23 protein-coding genes are annotated in these 16,873 nt (G+C 67.5%); 9 read left to right on the forward strand and 14 right to left on the reverse strand.

What is annotated here, in order from left to right:
• Nucleotides 1-31: 31 nt before the first annotated feature.
• Together acs and N911_RS0111810 are read right to left on the reverse strand one after the other, a co-directional pair.
• Nucleotides 32-2,131, reverse strand: a complete 2,100-nt coding sequence (gene acs, locus N911_RS0111805) for an acetate--CoA ligase alpha subunit (RefSeq protein ID WP_029897381.1) — start codon at nt 2,129-2,131, stop codon at nt 32-34.
• A 23-nt stretch (nt 2,132-2,154) separates the two neighbouring features.
• Complete coding sequence (locus N911_RS0111810; protein ID WP_029897383.1) at nt 2,155-2,421, reverse strand: hypothetical protein; 267 nt, start codon at nt 2,419-2,421, stop codon at nt 2,155-2,157.
• A gap of 123 nt (nt 2,422-2,544) precedes the next feature.
• Between N911_RS0111810 and N911_RS19020 the strand changes: the two genes are divergently transcribed.
• Nucleotides 2,545-2,676, forward strand: a complete 132-nt coding sequence (locus N911_RS19020; RefSeq protein WP_272913353.1) for a hypothetical protein — start codon at nt 2,545-2,547, stop codon at nt 2,674-2,676.
• On the opposite strand, the gene N911_RS0111815 is transcribed toward N911_RS19020, so the two are convergent.
• From N911_RS0111815 to N911_RS18490, 3 genes are all read right to left on the reverse strand, one after another.
• Nucleotides 2,661-3,380, reverse strand: a complete 720-nt coding sequence (locus N911_RS0111815; RefSeq protein WP_029897384.1) for an SIMPL domain-containing protein — start codon at nt 3,378-3,380, stop codon at nt 2,661-2,663. The genes N911_RS19020 and N911_RS0111815 overlap by 16 nt on opposite strands.
• Nucleotides 3,377-3,835: a hypothetical protein gene (locus N911_RS0111820; RefSeq protein ID WP_029897386.1), complete on the reverse strand. Its 459-nt coding sequence runs from the start codon at nt 3,833-3,835 to the stop codon at nt 3,377-3,379. Before N911_RS0111820 ends, N911_RS0111815 begins: the two co-directional genes overlap by 4 nt.
• A 68-nt stretch (nt 3,836-3,903) precedes the next feature.
• Nucleotides 3,904-4,074 carry a hypothetical protein gene (locus tag N911_RS18490; protein WP_161781626.1) on the reverse strand — a complete coding sequence of 57 codons (171 nt, stop codon included), beginning with the start codon at nt 4,072-4,074 and terminating at the stop codon, nt 3,904-3,906.
• Between the two features lie 155 nt (nt 4,075-4,229).
• Here N911_RS18490 and N911_RS0111830 point away from each other — a divergent pair, with 155 nt between their 5' ends.
• Nucleotides 4,230-4,493: a hypothetical protein gene (locus N911_RS0111830; protein WP_029897388.1), complete on the forward strand. Its 264-nt coding sequence runs from the start codon at nt 4,230-4,232 to the stop codon at nt 4,491-4,493.
• Nucleotides 4,494-4,544: 51 nt separating this feature from the next.
• Here the strand turns inward: N911_RS0111830 and N911_RS0111835 are convergent, their stop codons facing one another.
• The 4 genes from N911_RS0111835 to N911_RS0111850 all read right to left on the reverse strand — a co-directional run bounded on the left by N911_RS0111835 (nt 4,545) and on the right by N911_RS0111850 (nt 6,986).
• Nucleotides 4,545-5,522 (reverse strand): chemotaxis protein, encoded by a 978-nt coding sequence (locus N911_RS0111835; RefSeq protein WP_029897390.1) that lies wholly within the window; start codon nt 5,520-5,522, stop codon nt 4,545-4,547.
• Nucleotides 5,523-5,660: 138 nt separating this feature from the next.
• A complete protein-coding gene (locus tag N911_RS0111840; protein WP_029897391.1) occupies nt 5,661-6,047 on the reverse strand; it encodes a PspC domain-containing protein in 387 nt (128 codons plus the stop codon).
• Nucleotides 6,044-6,289 carry a hypothetical protein gene (locus N911_RS0111845; RefSeq protein WP_029897393.1) on the reverse strand — a complete coding sequence of 82 codons (246 nt, stop codon included), beginning with the start codon at nt 6,287-6,289 and terminating at the stop codon, nt 6,044-6,046. The genes N911_RS0111840 and N911_RS0111845 overlap by 4 nt, the downstream gene beginning before the upstream one ends.
• Before the next feature lie 34 nt (nt 6,290-6,323).
• Nucleotides 6,324-6,986, reverse strand: a complete 663-nt coding sequence (locus N911_RS0111850) for a PspA/IM30 family protein (protein ID WP_029897395.1) — start codon at nt 6,984-6,986, stop codon at nt 6,324-6,326.
• Between the two features lie 148 nt (nt 6,987-7,134).
• Between N911_RS0111850 and N911_RS0111855 the strand changes: the two genes are divergently transcribed.
• A complete protein-coding gene (locus tag N911_RS0111855; protein WP_029897397.1) occupies nt 7,135-8,190 on the forward strand; it encodes a sigma 54-interacting transcriptional regulator in 1,056 nt (351 codons plus the stop codon).
• Here the strand turns inward: N911_RS0111855 and N911_RS0111860 are convergent.
• Genes N911_RS0111860 through N911_RS0111875 form a run of 4 tightly spaced genes read right to left on the reverse strand, consistent with a single transcriptional unit; the run spans nt 8,187 to nt 10,949 of the window.
• The gene (locus N911_RS0111860) at nt 8,187-9,218 is read right to left on the reverse strand and encodes a threonine aldolase family protein (RefSeq protein WP_029897398.1); all 1,032 of its coding nucleotides are present in this window, start codon (nt 9,216-9,218) and stop codon (nt 8,187-8,189) included. The two genes, N911_RS0111855 and N911_RS0111860, sit on opposite strands and share 4 nt — an antisense overlap.
• Nucleotides 9,219-9,231: 13 nt before the next feature.
• Nucleotides 9,232-9,816 carry a GDSL-type esterase/lipase family protein gene (locus tag N911_RS0111865; protein WP_029897399.1) on the reverse strand — a complete coding sequence of 195 codons (585 nt, stop codon included), beginning with the start codon at nt 9,814-9,816 and terminating at the stop codon, nt 9,232-9,234.
• An 18-nt stretch (nt 9,817-9,834) separates the two neighbouring features.
• Nucleotides 9,835-10,461, reverse strand: coding sequence for a LysE family transporter (locus N911_RS0111870; protein ID WP_237559951.1), 627 nt, complete (start codon nt 10,459-10,461; stop codon nt 9,835-9,837).
• An 8-nt stretch (nt 10,462-10,469) separates the two neighbouring features.
• On the reverse strand, nt 10,470-10,949 hold the full coding sequence (locus N911_RS0111875) for a pyridoxamine 5'-phosphate oxidase family protein (RefSeq protein WP_029897401.1): 480 nt from the start codon (nt 10,947-10,949) through the stop codon (nt 10,470-10,472).
• 95 nt (nt 10,950-11,044) lie between these two features.
• Here N911_RS0111875 and N911_RS0111880 point away from each other — a divergent pair, with 95 nt between their 5' ends.
• The 5 genes from N911_RS0111880 to N911_RS0111900 all read left to right on the forward strand — a co-directional run bounded on the left by N911_RS0111880 (nt 11,045) and on the right by N911_RS0111900 (nt 15,194).
• Nucleotides 11,045-11,722 carry a TIGR04283 family arsenosugar biosynthesis glycosyltransferase gene (locus tag N911_RS0111880; protein WP_029897402.1) on the forward strand — a complete coding sequence of 226 codons (678 nt, stop codon included), beginning with the start codon at nt 11,045-11,047 and terminating at the stop codon, nt 11,720-11,722.
• Nucleotides 11,722-12,444, forward strand: coding sequence for a TIGR04282 family arsenosugar biosynthesis glycosyltransferase (locus tag N911_RS0111885; RefSeq protein WP_051694248.1), 723 nt, complete (start codon nt 11,722-11,724; stop codon nt 12,442-12,444). The genes N911_RS0111880 and N911_RS0111885 overlap by 1 nt, the downstream gene beginning before the upstream one ends.
• On the forward strand, nt 12,437-13,567 hold the full coding sequence (locus N911_RS0111890) for a glycosyltransferase family 4 protein (RefSeq protein ID WP_029897404.1): 1,131 nt from the start codon (nt 12,437-12,439) through the stop codon (nt 13,565-13,567). The genes N911_RS0111885 and N911_RS0111890 overlap by 8 nt, the downstream gene beginning before the upstream one ends.
• On the forward strand, nt 13,564-14,508 hold the full coding sequence (locus N911_RS0111895) for a UDP-glucose 4-epimerase family protein (RefSeq protein ID WP_029897406.1): 945 nt from the start codon (nt 13,564-13,566) through the stop codon (nt 14,506-14,508). Before N911_RS0111890 ends, N911_RS0111895 begins: the two co-directional genes overlap by 4 nt.
• A gap of 119 nt (nt 14,509-14,627) precedes the next feature.
• Nucleotides 14,628-15,194: a phosphate-starvation-inducible PsiE family protein gene (locus N911_RS0111900; protein WP_081859177.1), complete on the forward strand. Its 567-nt coding sequence runs from the start codon at nt 14,628-14,630 to the stop codon at nt 15,192-15,194.
• Between the two features lie 314 nt (nt 15,195-15,508).
• On the opposite strand, the gene N911_RS0111905 is transcribed toward N911_RS0111900, so the two are convergent.
• Complete coding sequence (locus N911_RS0111905; protein ID WP_029897410.1) at nt 15,509-16,366, reverse strand: tetratricopeptide repeat protein; 858 nt, start codon at nt 16,364-16,366, stop codon at nt 15,509-15,511.
• Nucleotides 16,367-16,514: 148 nt separating this feature from the next.
• Between N911_RS0111905 and uxx1 the strand changes: the two genes are divergently transcribed.
• Complete coding sequence (gene uxx1, locus N911_RS19025) at nt 16,515-16,715, forward strand: UXX-star selenoprotein family 1 (protein ID WP_081859178.1); 201 nt, start codon at nt 16,515-16,517, stop codon at nt 16,713-16,715.
• Nucleotides 16,716-16,873 lie beyond the last annotated feature (158 nt).

The raw sequence follows: 16,873 nt of genomic DNA on the forward strand, positions 1-16,873 counted from the left end.
CCGGGGCGATACCCCGTCTTGTTTCTTTCGTCTATCCCCGCGAACCGAGGCTGAGCCGCACGTCGGCCACCAGGGCCTGGCGGTCGTTGACCAGCACGGGGTTGAACTCCGCTTCCACGATCTCCGGAAAATCCATGGCCAGTTGGGACATGATGAGGATGATGTGCTCCAGGGCCTCGAAATTCACCGGCGGTTCGCCCCGGAACCCTTTCAGCAGCATGTAGGCCTTCACCTCGCGGATGATGTCGCGGGCGTCGTCCTTGCCCAGGGGGGCCAGGCGGAAGGCCACGTCCTTGAGAATTTCCACATAGATACCGCCTAGCCCAAAGAGCAGCAAGGGGCCGAACTGGTCGTCGCGGGTGAAGCCCACGATAACCTCCTTGCAGTCCTCCGGGGCCATGGCCTGCACCAGGCAGCCGTTGATGTACGCCTCCGGCCGCAGCCGCTGGGCGCGGTTGGTTATCTCGCGGAAGGCGGCGCGCACCTCGTCCGACGTCTTCAGCCCCGCCTTCACCCCCTGCACGTCCGACTTGTGGGAGATCTGGGCCGAGGCGATCTTGACCACCACGGGCAGGCCGATCTCCTCCGCGGCCTGGCCCGCCTCGTCGGACGAGCGGGCCAGGATGGTGCGGGGCAGGGGCAGGTTGTAGGCCTTGAGGATGTCCTGGGCCTGGAATTCCACGATCTCGTGCACGCCCCACCGCCTGGCGTCGGCGATGACCCGCCGCACGTCCTCCGTCTCGCGGTTGATGCACACCCCCACCGGCTCCGGCTTCTGGATACGCTGGAAATGGGAAAACATGGCTCGCACCGACTCCACGGCGGGCTCCGGAAAGGCGTAGCAGGGCACCCCGGCCTCCACCAGCATTCTCTGTCCCTTGGCCACGCGGTCCTTGCCCATGAAGCAGGCGAACACCGGCTTGCTGGATTCGCGCGCCACGTCGATCACGGCTTGGGCCGTTTCCTCAATCTCCACCGAGGCCGTGGGCGTGAGCACCACCAGCAGGGAGTGCACCGACTCGTCCCCGGCCACGGCCTCAAGGGTCCGCTCGTAGCGGTCTGCGTCCGCGTCGCCGATGATGTCGATGGGGTTGTAGAGGGAGGCGTAGGTGGGCAGGAACTCCCCGAGTTTCTCCAGGGTGGCGGATGAGGGGCGGGGCAGGTTCAGCCCGGCCTTTTCCGCGGCGTCCGCGGCCAGGATGCCGGGGCCTCCGGAGTTGGTGACGATGGTCAGGTTCGCCCCCTTGGGCAGGGGCTGGCTGGCGAAGGCCTGGGCCAGGTTGAACAGGTGCTCCACCGACCGCACCCGGATGATGCCCGCCTTGCGGAAGGCTGTCTCGTACGCCTGGTCCGAGCCCGCCATGGCCCCGGTGTGGGAGGAGGCCGCCTTGGCCCCGGCCGTGGTGGTGCCGGACTTGATCATGATGATCGGTTTCTTCCGGGCCACCATTTGCGCCGTCTCCAGAAAGCGCATGCCGTCGCCGATGTTCTCCACGTAGCCAAGGATGACGTCCGTGGCCGGGTCGTCGGCCAGGTGGTCCAGCATGTCCGTCTCGGAGATGACCGCCTTGTTGCCCAGGGAGACGAACTTGGAAAAGCCGATGTTCTCGCCCCTGGCCCAGTCCAGGATGGCCACGCACAGCGCGCCGGACTGGGAGAAGAAGGCGATGTTGCCCTTGGGCGGCCGGGCCGCGGCGAAGGAGGCGTTGAGGCCGTTTTCCGTGTTGATGAGCCCCAGGCAGTTGGGGCCGAGCATGGCCATGGAGTGCTCGCTGGCCACCTGGATCAGCTCTTCCTCCAGGTGGTAGCCGCGCTTGCCAACCTCCTTGAACCCGGCGGTAATGACGATGGCCGCCTTGCAACCGCTCTCGCCCAACTCACGCAGGGCGTCGATGGCCAGGCGGCGCGGCACAACCACCACGCCCAGGTCCGGGGCGCGGGGCAGCTCGCCCACCGAGGCGTAGGCCGTCAGCCCCTCAATCTCCCCACCCTTGGGGTTGACCGGGAACACCTCGCCGGTGAACCCCGCCTCGCGCAGGTTGGCCACGATGGTGTGGCCGATCTTGCCCGGTGTGGCGGACGCGCCGACCACGGCCACGGAGGAGGGGGTGAAGAGGGCGTCGAGGTCCATGATGGGGACGGGACGCTACCGGTCTAGACCGGGTCGTTGAGCAACCGGCCGGATTCCTTTTCGATGACCGGCCGCACTTCGATCCGTGTGGGCAGTTCTGTGACGCCGGGGCCGAATTTCCGGGTGAGCCGGAAGTACGCGGCCATGTCGCGCTGGATGCCGGAGGCAAGGGAGCCGCTGAACTCGCCGCGCTCCGTGACCGCCCGCCACATCCGCCTGGTGGTGAAACCGGACATGGAGGGACCGGCCGGGCTTGCGCCGGAGGGAACCGGGGTGGAATCGTCGGCCATGGCGTCCTCTGCTGGTATGGCCCGCGCTGGCGCGGCTTTTGTTCATCCTTGACTTGCCGCATGCTACACGGAAAAAAGAAAAACGAAAACAGCCCGCAAGAGAAACGCCGAGGGGGAAGATTCATGCGCAACCGCAGCCTGTGCGCCGCCGCGCTGGTCCTGGTGGCCGCGCTGCTGGCGGCCGCGCCCGGCGCACCCCGAAGCAACGAAGCCAGGGAGCGTCCTTGGCGGCCCGCGCCCTACTCTTCCAAATAGTAGTCGATAGTCGAAACCACCCGGACGACCTTGATTTCCGGGGTGTAGGGGTCGCGGTCGCGGATGGTGAAGATGCCCTGGCGGGCGTTGCGGATGGCGCCGACCTTGCTGCCGGAGTCCTCGGCGAACTGGCGGGCGGCTTCGCGGGCGTTTTCCGTGGCCGTGCGGATCATGTCCGGCTTGATGTCGTTGAGGCTGGTGAACTCGAAGCGCGGCCGGTGCTGGTAGTCCTGGGCCAGCACCACCCCCTTGGCCACCAGATCGCCGGACTGGGACATGGCCTGCTTGACCCGCGTGATGTCCCCGGAGCGCACCAGCACCACCTGTTTGGCCCGGTAGCGGTGGGGGGGCTCGTTGCCCGGGGGGTAGCCCCGGGTGGAGGTGTCCGTGATCTCGGGCGCGGCGTGGGAGACAGCCTCACCGTCGAAGCCCTGTTCCGTCAGGTACCCTTTGATCGCCTCGCGGGAGGCGCGCAGCTCGGCGTGCAGTTCGGCCAGCTCGTCCGCGGCCACGGTGAAGCTGATGGGCCACATGGCCAGGTCCGCTCGGACCTCCCGCTCGGCCAGTCCCTTGACGGTGACGTGGCGGTTGAGCCGCTTGAAGTCCACCACCGACTCGGAGACCCACCAGCCGCACAGGGCGACGGCCACGGCCAGCAGCACACCGGGGATGAACAGCGCGTGCGACGCGCCCTCGCGGTTCATTGCGTGGTCCCCTGGGCCTCGGGCGGCACCTCGAAGGGGAACAGCTCCGGCCCGGTGAGGTCCATGAGGCGCATTTCGAAGCTTTCGTCCTCAAGCGGGGTGGGCAGGGTCTTGTCGCGCATGGCGCACCAGATGGCCTGGGCGAAGGTGGTCAGCAGGGTGGCGGTGTCGTCCTCCATCTCTTCGGAGGCGATGAGGCGGCAGCCGGGGCCTTCCTCCTCCTCGCCCTTCTGGGTGAAGGGCAGGGCCATGACGAACAGCCCGTCCTTCTCCCGCGCTTCGAAAATGAGGGCGGGCAGGTCCTCGGGCAAGAGGTGCGTGATGTCGCTGGCGCCCTGGGCGATGGGCGGATAGTTGGCCATGACCGTGGACAGCGGACCCACCCAGCCCAGGGTGAAGGTCTCGGCCACGCGCTGCCAGTCGCGCTGAATGCATTCCTGCGGGGTTATGGGCATGCGTGCTCCTTGCGTGATTTGGGGATGGCGGCCCGCGCGCTCGGGCGGGGCCTGGAAAAAAGAGCGGCTCAGGCGCGGACGTCGGTCAGGCTGCCCTTGACCGTCACGGAGCGGCTGTCCGAGGGCAGGGTGCGCGCCTCGGGTTTCGCCCGCAGCAGGGCGCGGAAGTTCTCCGCCGCCGTGACTTGCGGGTCGCGCGGAACGAGCCGGTTGCCTGGAGCGAGGGAAATGTAACTCATGGCATTCCTCGTTTCCGAGGTGTAGCCCGCCCGCCCGAGGGGGGTCAACTCCTTCACCGAAAAGCCCCCCTTCCTTCCTCTGGATTCGCCTCCCGGCCGCGCGCATGGCCGGAGATGACTTGAAAACCGGGAAGACGAGCGAAAGGGAGCCAGCCATGCCCGAGCACACCAAGCCCGGAGGCGAGTACACGGAAGAGGAACGCCGCGAGAGGGAGCGCCGCAAGGAGGTCAACGAGGCCCTGCGCAAGGAGGAGGGGGAGTCCATCCGTTCCGTGACCGGGGAACAGGAACCCGTGCCCGAGGGGGTGCGCCTCAACCGCGAGGAGCGGGACAACCCCTCCGTGACCAGGGAGAAAATCATCGAAGAAATGGAAACCGAGGACGAGTGGCGGGAAAACGAGGAAAAGAAGAAGGAGTAGCCCGCCCGGGCGGCCCTGGGATTCCTCCGGGACGGTTTTCGCGCCGGGCCTTCAGCCGGTCGGCTGGGCCGTCGGCTCGCTGGCCATGGCCTTGTCCGCCAGGACCCTGGCGCGCGCGGCCAGTTCCCGCATCTCCGGCTTGGAAATCTGGTCGTCCGCACCCACGGCCTCGCCTTTGTGGCGCAGCTTGTCCGTGATGAGCGAGGAGAAGAGGATGACCGGCAGATTCTTGAAGCGCGGGTCCTCCTTGATGCGGCGGGTCAGGGAGTGGCCGTCCATGCCGGGCATCTCGATGTCCGAGACGATGACCTGCACGTAGTCGGTCATGGGGCGGCTCGCGGCCTCGGCCTCCTGGTGCCAGGCCTCAAGTTGTTCCCAGGCTTTCTGCCCGTTGATGGTGCGGGTGACTTCGAAGCCGCCCTTTTCCAGCGACGAGCCCATCATGTGGCGGATTGTGGCGGAGTCGTCGGCGATGAGGGTCTTGAGTCGCGAGTCCCCGTGGTCCTCCTCCTCGTCGATGCTCTGCAGGGCCAGGGAGGGGTTGAGCTCGCCCACGATCATCTCCATGTCCAGGATGAATACTACCCGCTCGTCCAGGCGCACCACGCCGGTGATGGACTCCTGGGAGAAGCGCTGCACGTGGATGTTGGGCGCTTCGATGGCGTCCCAGGAAAGGCGGTGGATGCGGGTCACGCCGCTAACGCGGAAGGCGTTCACGATGGAGTTGAACTCGGTGACGATGACCTTGTCGTCCTCCGTGTTGTCGCAGGTCTTGCCCAGCCAGCGGGCCAGGTCCACCAGGGGGATGACGCGGCCGCGCAGGTTGAAGGAGCCGCGCACCGAGGCGTTGGTCTGCCCGGGCATTTCCGTGACCTGGGGCAGCCGGATGATCTCCAGCACCTTGGCCACGTTGACGCCGTAGTAGCCGCAGTACTCGCGGCCGTCCGGGGTCCGTTCATTGATGAAGAAGACCACGATCTCCAGTTCGTTGGTGCCGGATTCCAGCAGGATATTGGTCGTCTGCGCCATGTGCTTCCCCCTCCCTGAAGGTGTCTCGGCCCCCCCTCTACACCACGCCCGTGACGGCCTGGTTTCGGCCCGGCGCGCTCGGGGGCGCGCCGGGTTGAAGCGGGCTCCCTCCCTTCATTGCCTCTCTGGGCCGGGAGGTCAATGTCTGCCGGAGCCGTTCAGGCGGCGGTCGAAGTCGTACTCGCGGGAGGTGGCAACGTCCTCCAGGCGGCGCAGGCGGCGGTCCAGGGAGTCGAACTTGCGCTTGAGGCGCTGCATGGCCGCCCGGGGGGAGGCGGCGTAGGTGTCGTAAAAATCCCGTTCCCCCTCGTCGCGGGGCTGCACGGCCGGGGCGGGCTTGAGCAGCAGGGCGGCGATAAGGTAGGCTCCCACCGCAGGCCACACGCCGCTGGCCAGGGCGATGACCACGAAGATGACCCGCATCCAGAAGGCCGAAACGCCGAAGTACTCGGCCAGCCCCTTGAGCACGCCCAGGAAGCGGCCGTGGCGGGAGCGGTAGAGTCCGTTGCTCTGTTCCTGGTTCACTTGTTTTCCTCCGTTCTTCCGGAGCGGGAGTCCCGCTCCAGCATCAGGGTTTCCAGGTTCTCTATCCGCTCCTCCATGCGCTCCATGCCGTGATAAAGGTCCTGCATGGTCTCGGCGTCGTCCGGGCCGGAGTGCTTTTTCCGCCGCCCCTTGGCCAGGCGGACCAGGCCGTAGACAAAGGCGAAGACGATGAGCAGGCGCAGGGTGGTGAAGAATTCCTCGACGAAGATTTCCGGAAGCATGCGTTCTCCTGGGTTTGCCCGAGCCTAGCCCAGGTCAGCCCTGTTGGGAAACCTCGTCCTTGAGGCGGGTCAACTCCTCTTCCACGTCGCTGTCCTCCAACTCGCGGAAAGCGTCCTCCAGGTCGGTCCCGGCGGGGGGCGCGGCCATTTCCGCGTCCGCCTCCATGCGCTCGATGTTCTGCTGGTAGCGCTCGAACCGTTCGGCGGCGCGGGAGGAGTCGGCCTTGCGCATCTCGCGGCGGCAGCGGGAGCGGTCCGTGGCCCGCTTGTGGCGCTGGCCCAGGCTGCGGCGCTTCTCGCGGGCGGTGCGCAGCTTGTCCTCCAGCTGGGCGATGTCCTCCTGCGCCTGGGCCACCAGGGCGTCGGCCTCGTCCAGTTCCTCGCGCACGGCCTCCAGGCGCTGGTTCAGCCGCTTCTTCTCGGCCAGGGCCTCGCGGGCCAGGTCGTCGCGGCCCTTGGCCACGGCCAGCCTGGCGCGCTCCGCCCAGGTGGCGGCGCGGCCGGAAAGCTCCTCCACCCGTCGGGCCAGGGTGGCGCGGTCGGCCATGGCCTTGGCGGTGTTGGCCTTTATCTCCACCAGCGTCTCCTCCATCTCGCGGATCATGAGGCGGATCATCTTCTCCGGATCCTCGGCGCGGTCCAGCATGTGGGAGATGTTGGCGGACACGATGTCCTTGAAGCGGGAAAAAATACCCATTGCGTTCCTCCTTGTGTGCCTTTTTCAAGGCATGGACCGTGCCAAACGGTGCGGCGAATGTAACAAGCCGGAATGATTGGATGCGGCGCGGTGAGGCTGGAAAGGAGTGTTGCTAGGAAAGCCGAAACATGGTTTGAATGACCGCATCATGGTCAATGAAGCCGAATACGCCAGCCCGGCCGCCGGGGTGGAACTGCTGGGCGAGTCCGACGCCTTCCTCTCCTTTCTGGACGAGCTGGCCCGCGTGGCCCCGGTGGAGCGGCCGGTGTTGCTCATCGGCGAGCGCGGCACCGGCAAAGAGCTGGCTGCGGCCCGGCTGCACTACCTCTCCCACCGCTGGGGCGGCCCGCTGCGCACGGTGAACTGCGCCGCCCTGGCCGAAAGCCTTTTGGAAGCGGAACTCTTCGGCGCGGACCCCGGAGCCTACACCGGCGCGGGCAGCCGCCGCCGTCCGGGCCGGTTCGAGCAGGCCCACGGCGGCAGCCTCTTTCTGGACGAGATCGGCGCGCTCTCCCTTGCCGCCCAGGAAAAGGTGCTGCGGGCGGTGGAGTACGGGGTGTTCGAGCGGGTGGGCGGCTCCGAGGCGCGGGTGGACGTGCGCCTCGTGGGGGCAACCAACGCCGACCTGCCCGGGCTGGCCGAGGAGGGCCGCTTCAAGCTCGACCTGCTGGACCGTCTGGCCTTCTGCGTGCTGACCCTGCCGCCCCTGCGGGCGCGGGAGGGCGACGCGGGGCTTCTGGCCGGGCACTTCGCCGCCTCCATGGCGGTGGAGCTTGGGCTGGATGCGCCGCCCGCCTTCTCACCACGCTGCCTGGAGCAGATGGCCGACCACCCCTGGCCGGGCAACGTGCGGGAACTGAAGAACGCGGTGGAGCGGGCGGTTTTCGCCCACGCCGGGGAGGGGGAAATTCCCGCCCTGGACCTGGATCCCTTCGCCTCGCCCTACCGTCAGGAGCGGCCGGGGGAGGCGGAGCGGCCAGGAAAATCAGCCGGGGAGCGAAGGAAGGCGCATGTCGAGGCGCAAGCCGTTTCCCTTGAAACGCCCTTGCCGGAGCGGGTGGCCGACCTGCAAGTCGCCCTGGTGCGCGAGGCGCTGGCCCGGGCGCGCCACAACCAGCGCCGGGCGGCCGAACTGCTGGGCCTGACTTACCACCAGTTCCGGGCGCTGTACCGCAAGCACCGCCAGCGCATCGAGGGAGCTTAGGCCGCCGCCACCGCCTGGCGGATGGCCTCGGCGAAGTTGTCCACTTCTTCCTCGGTGGTGTCGAAGGAGGTCATCCAGCGCACGATGCCGTCCTCGGGGTCCCAGAGGTAGAAGGTCCAGTCCTCCTGCAGCTTCCGGGTGGCCTCCAGGGGCAGGCGGGCGAAGACGTGGTTGGTCTCCACCGGCCGGGTGATCTCCACACCGGGCGCGTCCCGCACCGCCTCGGCCAGCCGCACGGCCATGGCGTTGGCGTGGACGGCGTTCTCCAGCCACAGGTCGTCCTCGAGCAGGGCCAGGAACTGGGCAGCGGTGTAGCGCATCTTGGAGTAGAGTTGCATGGCCTGCTTGCGGCGGTAGACGAAGTCCCGCGCCGCCTCGTCGCCGAAGAGCACCACGGCCTCGCCGAACATTAGCCCGTTCTTGGTGCCGCCGAAGGACAGGGCGTCCACACCGCAGTCCGCGGTCAGCTCCTTGAGGGAACAGCCCAGGGCGGCGCAGGCGTTGGCCAACCGCGCGCCGTCCATGTGCAGCTTCATGCCGTGCTGGTGGGCGAAGTCCGCCAGGACGCGGATTTCCTTGGGCGAGTACAGGGTGCCCAGCTCGGTGCATTGGGTGATGGAGACCGCGCCGGGCTGGGCGTGGTGCTCGAAGCCCAGGGAGTGCAGGTGGGGGGCCAGCTCGTCCGGGGTGATCTTGCCGTCGCTGCCCTCCACCGTGACCAGCTTGCTGCCGGTGTAGCGCTGCGGCGCGCCGCACTCGTCGCGGTTGATGTGGGCCGTGGTGGCGCAAAGCACCGATTGGTGCGGCCGGATGAGGGACTCCAGGCAGAGCACGTTGGCCCCGGTGCCCAGAAAGACCAGGAAGGGATGGGCGTCGGGCCCGAAGGCCTCTTGCATGGCCTCGGCCGCCCGCTGGCTGAGGGAGTCGTTGCCGTAGGGCGCGGCCCGGCCCTGGTTGGCTTCCTCCAGGGCCCGCATGACGCGGGGATGGACCGGGGCGGTGTTGTCCGAGGCGAAGGATCGTTGCATGCGCGTCTCCGGGTCAGCCCGCGAGACGCTCCCTGAAGGCGCTCCAGTCCCAGACGAGGTCGGCGATGAGGCCGTGGCCGTCGCCGGTGGGGTGGACGCCGTCCGAGGCCCGCAGGCTGTTGATGTACTCAAAGCTTGAAGCGAGGGGGGTATACACGTCCAGGCAGGGCAGGTCCAGGTCCGCGCAGACCCCCGCCAGCGCTCCGGAAAGACCGGCCACGCGCTCGTTGGCCGCCTTGTCCCGCACAGGCGGGGGGCTGATGAACAGGGCGGGGTGCTTCTTCCGCGCCAGGCCCAGCACGTCCCCGGCGGCCCGCAGGGTCTCGTCCGGGTCCGCCCCCCGCAGGGCGTCCACCGCGCCGAAGGAGAAGAGCAGCAGGGTGGATTCGCCTTCGGGCAAATCGCTCAGGCGGCGGTCCGTCTCCTGTTCCCAGCGATCCCGGACGCGGCAAGTGAAGTCGCGGCGCACGCCCAGGTTGTACAAGGTCGCGTCCATGTCCTCGCGGACCAGGCGGCGGGCAACCCGCCCTGGCCAGCCCAGAAACTCCTGGTCGCCCACGCCGAGGGTGAGGGAATCGCCAAAACAGCAAATGTACATGCGCGCCTCCTTTGTCCTCTAGATACCACCCGCGGCCAGCGAAACAAGGGCGGCCAGGCCGAAGCCGCCGATGACCAGGGCGGCCGCCTTGCGGATGCGGGGCAGGTGGCGGGTCAGCCGCCGCCGCAAAAAGGCCCCGCCGAAGGCGATGGAGAACCACCAGGCGCAGGACCCGGCGAAGACCCCCAGCACCAGGGCGGCGGCCAGCCTGTAGTCCGCGTTGTCCGCCAGCCCCAGCCCGGCGAATATCACCGCGAAGGCCAGGATGGTCATAGGGTTGGTCATGGTGATGAGGAAGGTGGAGGCCATGTCCCCGGCCATGCGGCCGCCCCTGACCTCCAGGCGCGGAGTTCCCGCCGTCTCGCGGAACATGCGCCAGGCCAAAAAGAGCAGCAGAAGCCCCCCGGCCGCCTTGAGGTAGGGCTCGTGCCCGGTGAGGAAGGCGGAGACGAAGCGCAGGCCGAAGGCGGCCACCGCGCCGTAGAAGGCGTCGGCCAGGGCCGCGCCCAGGCCGCAGGTCAGCCCCACGACCGCGCCGGAGGACATGGAGCGCTGGATGCAGAACATGCCCACCGGCCCGGCGGGCAGGGCGATGGCAGCGCCCACGGCCGCCCCCTTGAGGAAGAAGAGCAGGGCCTGAAGCACGTCCGCGTCTACTCCTTCTCGTCAGGAGGCGGGTTGCGCTTTCCGGTGATCTCCGTGACCTCGATCTCTATAACCATGGTCTTGCCCACGATCTTGTCCGGAAATCCGGGTTCCTGGTCCGGGGCGAAGCGGCGGCTGAGCACGCTCAGGCCGCGCCGCTTCTCGGAGTCGCCCTCCAGCAGCCGGGCCGTGCCGCAGCCGCACAAGCTGTGGAAGTGGGCGGTGTGCTTGCAGGGGGTGGGGCCGGTGGCGATCCTGGCCCGGGGCACAACCACGAAGCGCACGCGCGGGTCGGCCCGCAAAAGCTCCGCCTTGCGCCCCTTGAGCCCGGAGTGCAGGTAGATGCGGCCGTCCTCGTAGGCGTAGTTCAGGGGCACGGCGTAGGGGGCGGCGCCGGGGTCGTTGAGAGACAAGACCAGGTATTCGCCCTCGCGCAGCAGTTCCTCAATGATCTCACGGTCACGGATTTCCAGTTTGTCGCGTCGCATACTTCCTCGCTGGTTTTTGTCGCGGCCGCGCTTGCCATGACCGCGTAACGGATACACAATACGCCATTCATCCCCGAAAGGCACCGGTGAACAACATGCCCCCACGATTCTCCGTCGTCATCCCCGTTCTCGGCGAGGCAGAGACCATCGCCGGAGCCGTGCGCCATCTGCGTGAAACGGCGCTGGGGCATGACGTGGAGGTGGTGGTGGCGGACGGCGACCCGGACGGCTCCACCCTGGAGGCGGTGGACGACCCCGAGGTGGTGTGTGTGCTGGCCCGAAAGGGGCGGGCGCGGCAGATGAACGCCGGGGCACGGGCCGCGTCCGGCGAGGTGCTGGCCTTCCTTCACGCCGACACCGTCCTGCCGCGCGGGGCCTTCGAGGTCATGGAGCGGGTGCTGGAGGGCAACGGGGCCGGGGCCTTCGACCTGGCCATCGATTCCCCCCGCCCGGCCCTGCGGCTCATCGCCTGGATGGCCAACCGCCGCAGCCGCGCCACCCGCATGCCCTACGGCGACCAGTGCCTCTTTTTGCGCCGCCGCCTGTTCGAGGACATGGACGGCTTCGCCGACATCCCCCTGATGGAGGACGTGGAGTTCTGCCGCCGCCTGAAACGGCGCGGCACGCGGATGGAGCTGGCCCCCCAGCGGGTGTTGACATCCCCGCGGCGGTGGGAGAAGCAGGGCGTAGCCTACGGAACCCTGCGCAACTGGACCCTTGTGAGCTTGTATTTCATGGGCGTTCCGCCCCAAAAACTTGTCCGCTGGTACTGATGGACGAACCCTACCCGCCCGACGGCGACCGCCGCGTCATCCTCTTTTTGAAAACGCCCCGCCCCGGAGCCGTGAAAACCCGCCTGGTGCCCCTGCTGGGGGAGGACGGGGCCGCGGGGCTGGCCAAGGCCATGGCCGAGGACACCCTGGCCATGCTGCGAACCCTTGACGCGCCCATTCTGGTGAGCGTGGAGCCGGAAAGGGATCTCTCCCGGGCTAGAAAATGGCTGGGCGAGGGGCCGTCCTACTTCCCCCAGCGCGGGGAGGACCTGGGACGCCGCATGGCCACCGCCCTGGCCGACGCCTTCGAGCAGGGCTCGGAGCGGGCCGTGCTGCTGGGCGCGGACCTGCCGGACCTGCCCTCGGAGATCGTCTCCCACGCCTTCCAGACATTGGAGCGCACAGACGCCGTGCTGGCCCCGGCCGCGGACGGCGGTTGGTTCCTCATCGGCTTCCGGGCCGACGCCTTCGACCGCTCCGTGCTGGACGGCATCCCCTGGAGCACGCCCGAGACCTTCCAGGCCACCTCCGATGCCCTGGACCGGGCCGGGGTGGCCTGGGCAATCCTGCCCGGCTGGCCGGATGTGGACACCCCGGCCGAGGTGGCCGAACTCAAGTCCCGGCTCGTTTCCGCCCACGGCCAGAATGGCTCCGGCGACATCGCCCCGCGCACGGCCGCCTTCCTCTTCGCCCGCGAGGTGGACGGGGGAGGGCATGGCTAGCCTGCTCTTCGTGGTCAGTGAGGACTGGTACTTCCTCTCCCACCGGCTGCACATCGCCCTGGCCGCCAAGGAGGCGGGCCACACGGTGGCCGTGGCCGCCCGCGACACCGGCCGCGCCGGGGACATCCGCGCCGCCGGACTGGATTTCCACCCCTTGCGCCTGGACCGGGGCGGCATGAATCCGGCGCGCGACCTGGCCACCCTGCGCCAGCTCGCCTCCCTGTTCCGCCGCCTTCGGCCCGACGTGGTGCATCTGGTGGCGCTGAAGCCGGTGCTCTACGGCGCGGCCGCCGCCCGCATGGCCGGGGTGCGGCGGGTGGTCTGCGCCGTGGCGGGAATGGGCTTCGCCTTCATCTCCACCGGGGCCAAGGCCGCCCTCATGCGGGCGGTCATGCGGGCGGGCTACCTTTTCGGCGTGCGCGGGCGCACCGGGGCGCGGGTCATCCTGCAAAACGAGGAGGACCGGGAGGAGCTTGTGCGGCGGAGCATGGTCCGGCCGGAACAAACCCGGCTCATTCCCGGCTCCGGCGTGGACACGGACCGCTTCGCTCCCGCCCCGGAACCCGGCGACCCGCGCGTGCTCTGCCATTCCCGCATGCTGCGCGACAAGGGCGTCGCCGAACTGGTGGAGGCCGGGGATATGGTGCGGGCGCGCGGCCTGGAAGCCGAGATCGTCCTGGCGGGCGAGCCGGACCCGGCCAACCCCGCCACCATCCCCGAGGCCGACCTGCGCGCCTGGAACGACCAGGGCAAGGCGGTCTGGCTGGGCCGCCGGGCGGACATCCCGGCTCTGCTGGCTGGCTGCCAAATCGCCTGCCTGCCCTCCTACCGCGAGGGGCTGCCCCTCTCCCTCATCGAGGCGGCCGCCGCGGGACGGCCCATCGTGGCCACGGACGTCACCGGCTGCCGCGAGGTCGTCCGCCACGGGGTCAACGGCCTGCTGGTCCCGCCGCGCGACCCGGCCGCCCTGGCCGACGTCCTGGCCGATCTGCTGGCCGACACCGAGCGCCGCGCCGCCATGGGCCGCGAGTCCCGCCGCCTGGCCGAGGAACATTTCGCCGCGCCCATCATCCGTCAGGCCCATCTGGACCTCTACGCCGAACTGCTGCGGGAGGTGCCGTGAGGGTTCTGGTCACGGGAGCCACCGGCTTCGTGGGGCGCGCCCTGGTGCGCCGCCTGCTGGACGAGGGGCATGCGGTGCGGGCTGTGGTCCGTGCCGGGGACGTCAGCCTGCCGGATGCGGCGGAACGCGTGGTGGTCCCCGATCTGGCCGCCGCGCCGCCCGGTTCCGAGCATTTTCAGGGCATGGACGCCGTGGCCCATCTGGCCGCCCGCGTCCACCGCATGCGCGATTCCTCGGAAGATCCCCTGGCGGCCAACCGCCGCCTCAACCGCGACGCCACCCTCGCCCTCGCCCGGCGGACTGCCGAGTGCGGCGTGTCGCGCTTCCTTTTCCTCTCCACCGTCAAGGTCCACGGCGAGGCCACCCACGGCCGCCCCTTCCGCGAGACCGACGCCCCCGCGCCCGAGGATCCCTACGCCATCAGCAAGCTGGAGGCGGAGCGCGCCCTGGCGGACATCCCCGGCCTGGCACCGGTCGTCCTCCGCCCGCCCTTGGTCTACGGGCCCGGCGTGCGGGCCAACTTCCTCCGCCTGCTCAAGCTGGCCCGCTCCGGCCTGCCGCTCCCCCTGGGTGCGGCCCGCAACAAGCGTTCCCTGGTTTCCGTCGACAACCTCGCGGACGCCGCCCTGACCTGCCTCGTCCACCCGGCCGCACCCGGCCGAACCTTCCTCGTCTCCGACGGCCGCGATCTCTCCACCGCCGACCTCGTCCGCATTCTGGCCCGCCACATGGGCCGCCCCTGCCGCCTCCTCCCCATCCCCCCCGCTATCCTCCGCTTCGCCGCCCGCGCCCTGGGCAAGTCCGCCCTGGCCGACCGCCTGCTGAACGACCTCCAGCTCGACCCCTCCCGCCTCCAAACCACCCTGGACTGGACCCCGCTCCAAACCCCGGAAGAAGCGATGCAACAAACAGCCGAATGGTTCGAGGAAGAGGCGGAGTAGGGGGAAAGGCAGCAGGGGGAATGGAAGGCGGCCGGCGGGGGTGAGTGTTCAGGGAAGCGGGATGAACCCCTCGCCCTCCTTTCTTGACACGGCATGTGAATCTTTATACCCACGATGGTATGCTTGACCCCTCAAATAACCAAAAAGCCTCGGAATCCGGCAAAGCTCGCGATTACCTTGAGGAATGCCACATCCTGGGGTCGGGCGATCCGCTGGTCTGCTTTCTTCAAAAGATCTTGCGTGGGGCGGTGCGTGTACTCGCCGTCATCATGACGCTGGTCATCGTGTGGGGCTTGCTCGACGTTGGCTGGGTCATCTACCAGCGCCTCAGGGTGCCTCCGTATTTTCTCCTCAACATAAGCGACATATTGGCAACGTTCGGGGCCTTCATGGCCGTTCTCATCGCCATCGAAATTTTCGCGAACATTGTTGTCTATCTACAGTCCCACGTCATACATTTGAGGCTGGTGCTGGCGACGGCACTCATGGCCGCGGCTCGGAAGGTCATCGTACTCGACTTCAAGACCGTTGAACCACCCTTCGTGTACGCACTCGGCGTAGTGATACTCGCTTTGGCGTTGGCGTTCTGGCTTGTTTCCAGAGTAAACACCTCCGGCACAAGCAGCCAATTGGAACTGGATGGGAGTGAATACGTTGATGGAAACAGAGGCGGCGCGATAAAATAAGGCATCATTCTGGGCTGGTGAGGAAAGAAACCAGCGTGCAGAGCGTCTGATGCCAAACAGTCATGGTTCATTTTTTATCGGGGAGGCGAATCACCACAGTCGAGACGTCGAGGGCTTCTCCCCTCCATCCTTTCTGACGCACTTCATCCCGCGAATACAAATGCAAAGTTGTTTTGCCTCAGGGGCCAGGGGGTGCGCAGCCCCTAGGTCGCCCGATGGGCGAAATCTTGATTTCTTTCCTTTCCCCCCACATACCGAGAAAGGGCCGTTCAGCGCAATGCGCTGAACGGCCCTTTCTCGGTATGATTCCATCCCTACAAGTCGAAGGTGTAGGTCTTTTTTTCTTTGGACTGGCCGTTTTTGTCGCGTCCGAAGATGCGGGGTTTGACTTGTTTAGCGATTTTTTCGGCTTCGGAGGCGAAGGGGTTGATGTCCATGGCGGCCTGGGCCATGTCGTAGGCCTCGTCCCATTCTTTCTTTTTCATGTGGATGCGGGCCAGGATGGTGTAGGTGCGGTCGTTGGGCCCGAAGTTGCGCAGGGCGTTCTTGGTGACGTCCTCGGCCCGTTCCAGTTCGCCCAGGTGTTCCAGGGCGTTGACCAAGTGGGTGTAGGGCCTGGGGTCGCGGGGGTCCTGTTCGATTGCCGCGTTGAGGTACTCCACGGATTCCTGCACCAGCCTGCCGCGCAGCAGCCGTGAGCCCACGTCCTGCAGCAGGCCGGGCTCGTCGGCGAACTTGTCCGCGGCCTTGCGGAAGGCGCGCCTGGCCTCGTCCTGGCTGCCCTCGTCCAGCAGCTTCTGCGCGCCCAGCACCGCCTCGTCGATGGACAGCTTGTAGGCCCGCATCTTCTCCTGCTCGGCCTTTTCGATGGCCGAGTTGATGCGGTCGCGCAGCTTGGTGAGGGTGGCCAGGAGATTTTTCTCCTGCCCGCGCTTGAAGGTCAGCCCCTTGGGAAAGAGGTTCTTCATGTGGGACTGGGCGCTCAGAGTCCGCAGCACCTCGTCGATGAGGATCTCCACCTCGAACTTTTCCCGGCCGTACATCTGCTTGGCCTTGGACAGCCCGGTGAGCGCGTCGATGAGCGCGTCCAGGGTGCGCACCACGTCATGCTTGGTGACGTGCGCCTTGGCCCTGGCCACATGTTCCTTAATCTCCTTGACTTCCGCTTTCATGAACGCCGTTCCCTATTATTGAAATCACTACGCAAAGAGGCAAGGGGTTGCAAGAACAGCCGCCCCGGTGCCCAATTGGTTTGCGACGGCGCATCCATGTGGTCTATGATAGTTTACACGCTGCACTGGAAGACAAGGGAGGAACTTCATGTCCAAAATCGTCATCTACGGCAAGTCCGCCTGACCCCACACCACCCGGGCCAGGTCGGCCCACCCGGACGCCGAGTACCGCGACGTCAAGGAAGACCCCAAAGCCATGGAGGAAATGCTCGAACACAGCGACGGACGGCGCGAAGTCCCCGTCATCGTCGAAGACGGCAAAGCCACCATCGGCTACGGCGGCACCTGAGGCGTTTAATCAACCCGGCCGTGCGCCGGATTAGCAGAAAAACAAGTAATCAAACCTTCGTCCTTTCTTGCGGCGGGTTCAACCCGCCGCAAGAAAGGAAAGATTTCGCCCTTCGGGCGACCAAGGGGCTGCGCGCCCCCTGGACCCTGCGGCAAAAT

Origin of the sequence: Desulfohalovibrio reitneri, from assembly GCF_000711295.1 — a bacterium.
Classification (GTDB): Bacteria; Desulfobacterota; Desulfovibrionia; order Desulfovibrionales; family Desulfovibrionaceae; genus Desulfohalovibrio; species Desulfohalovibrio reitneri.

Coding starts and splice junctions, on each gene's coding strand:
- N911_RS0111885 (WP_051694248.1), top strand. CDS start 11,722: ATGGACGAACCCTACCCGCCCGACGGCGACCGCCGCGTCATCCTCTTT.
- N911_RS0111830 (WP_029897388.1), top strand. CDS start 4,230: ATGCCCGAGCACACCAAGCCCGGAGGCGAGTACACGGAAGAGGAACGC.
- N911_RS0111880 (WP_029897402.1), top strand. CDS start 11,045: ATGCCCCCACGATTCTCCGTCGTCATCCCCGTTCTCGGCGAGGCAGAG.
- N911_RS0111850 (WP_029897395.1), bottom strand. CDS start 6,986: ATGGGTATTTTTTCCCGCTTCAAGGACATCGTGTCCGCCAACATCTCC.
- N911_RS0111835 (WP_029897390.1), bottom strand. CDS start 5,522: ATGGCGCAGACGACCAATATCCTGCTGGAATCCGGCACCAACGAACTG.
- N911_RS18490 (WP_161781626.1), bottom strand. CDS start 4,074: ATGAGTTACATTTCCCTCGCTCCAGGCAACCGGCTCGTTCCGCGCGAC.
- N911_RS0111860 (WP_029897398.1), bottom strand. CDS start 9,218: ATGCAACGATCCTTCGCCTCGGACAACACCGCCCCGGTCCATCCCCGC.
- N911_RS0111900 (WP_081859177.1), top strand. CDS start 14,628: ATGCTTGACCCCTCAAATAACCAAAAAGCCTCGGAATCCGGCAAAGCT.
- N911_RS0111890 (WP_029897404.1), top strand. CDS start 12,437: ATGGCTAGCCTGCTCTTCGTGGTCAGTGAGGACTGGTACTTCCTCTCC.
- N911_RS0111820 (WP_029897386.1), bottom strand. CDS start 3,835: ATGCCCATAACCCCGCAGGAATGCATTCAGCGCGACTGGCAGCGCGTG.
- acs (WP_029897381.1), bottom strand. CDS start 2,131: ATGGACCTCGACGCCCTCTTCACCCCCTCCTCCGTGGCCGTGGTCGGC.
- N911_RS19020 (WP_272913353.1), top strand. CDS start 2,545: ATGCGCAACCGCAGCCTGTGCGCCGCCGCGCTGGTCCTGGTGGCCGCG.
- N911_RS0111875 (WP_029897401.1), bottom strand. CDS start 10,949: ATGCGACGCGACAAACTGGAAATCCGTGACCGTGAGATCATTGAGGAA.
- N911_RS0111810 (WP_029897383.1), bottom strand. CDS start 2,421: ATGGCCGACGATTCCACCCCGGTTCCCTCCGGCGCAAGCCCGGCCGGT.
- N911_RS0111855 (WP_029897397.1), top strand. CDS start 7,135: ATGGTCAATGAAGCCGAATACGCCAGCCCGGCCGCCGGGGTGGAACTG.
- N911_RS0111865 (WP_029897399.1), bottom strand. CDS start 9,816: ATGTACATTTGCTGTTTTGGCGATTCCCTCACCCTCGGCGTGGGCGAC.
- N911_RS0111845 (WP_029897393.1), bottom strand. CDS start 6,289: ATGCTTCCGGAAATCTTCGTCGAGGAATTCTTCACCACCCTGCGCCTG.
- N911_RS0111815 (WP_029897384.1), bottom strand. CDS start 3,380: ATGAACCGCGAGGGCGCGTCGCACGCGCTGTTCATCCCCGGTGTGCTG.
- N911_RS0111905 (WP_029897410.1), bottom strand. CDS start 16,366: ATGAAAGCGGAAGTCAAGGAGATTAAGGAACATGTGGCCAGGGCCAAG.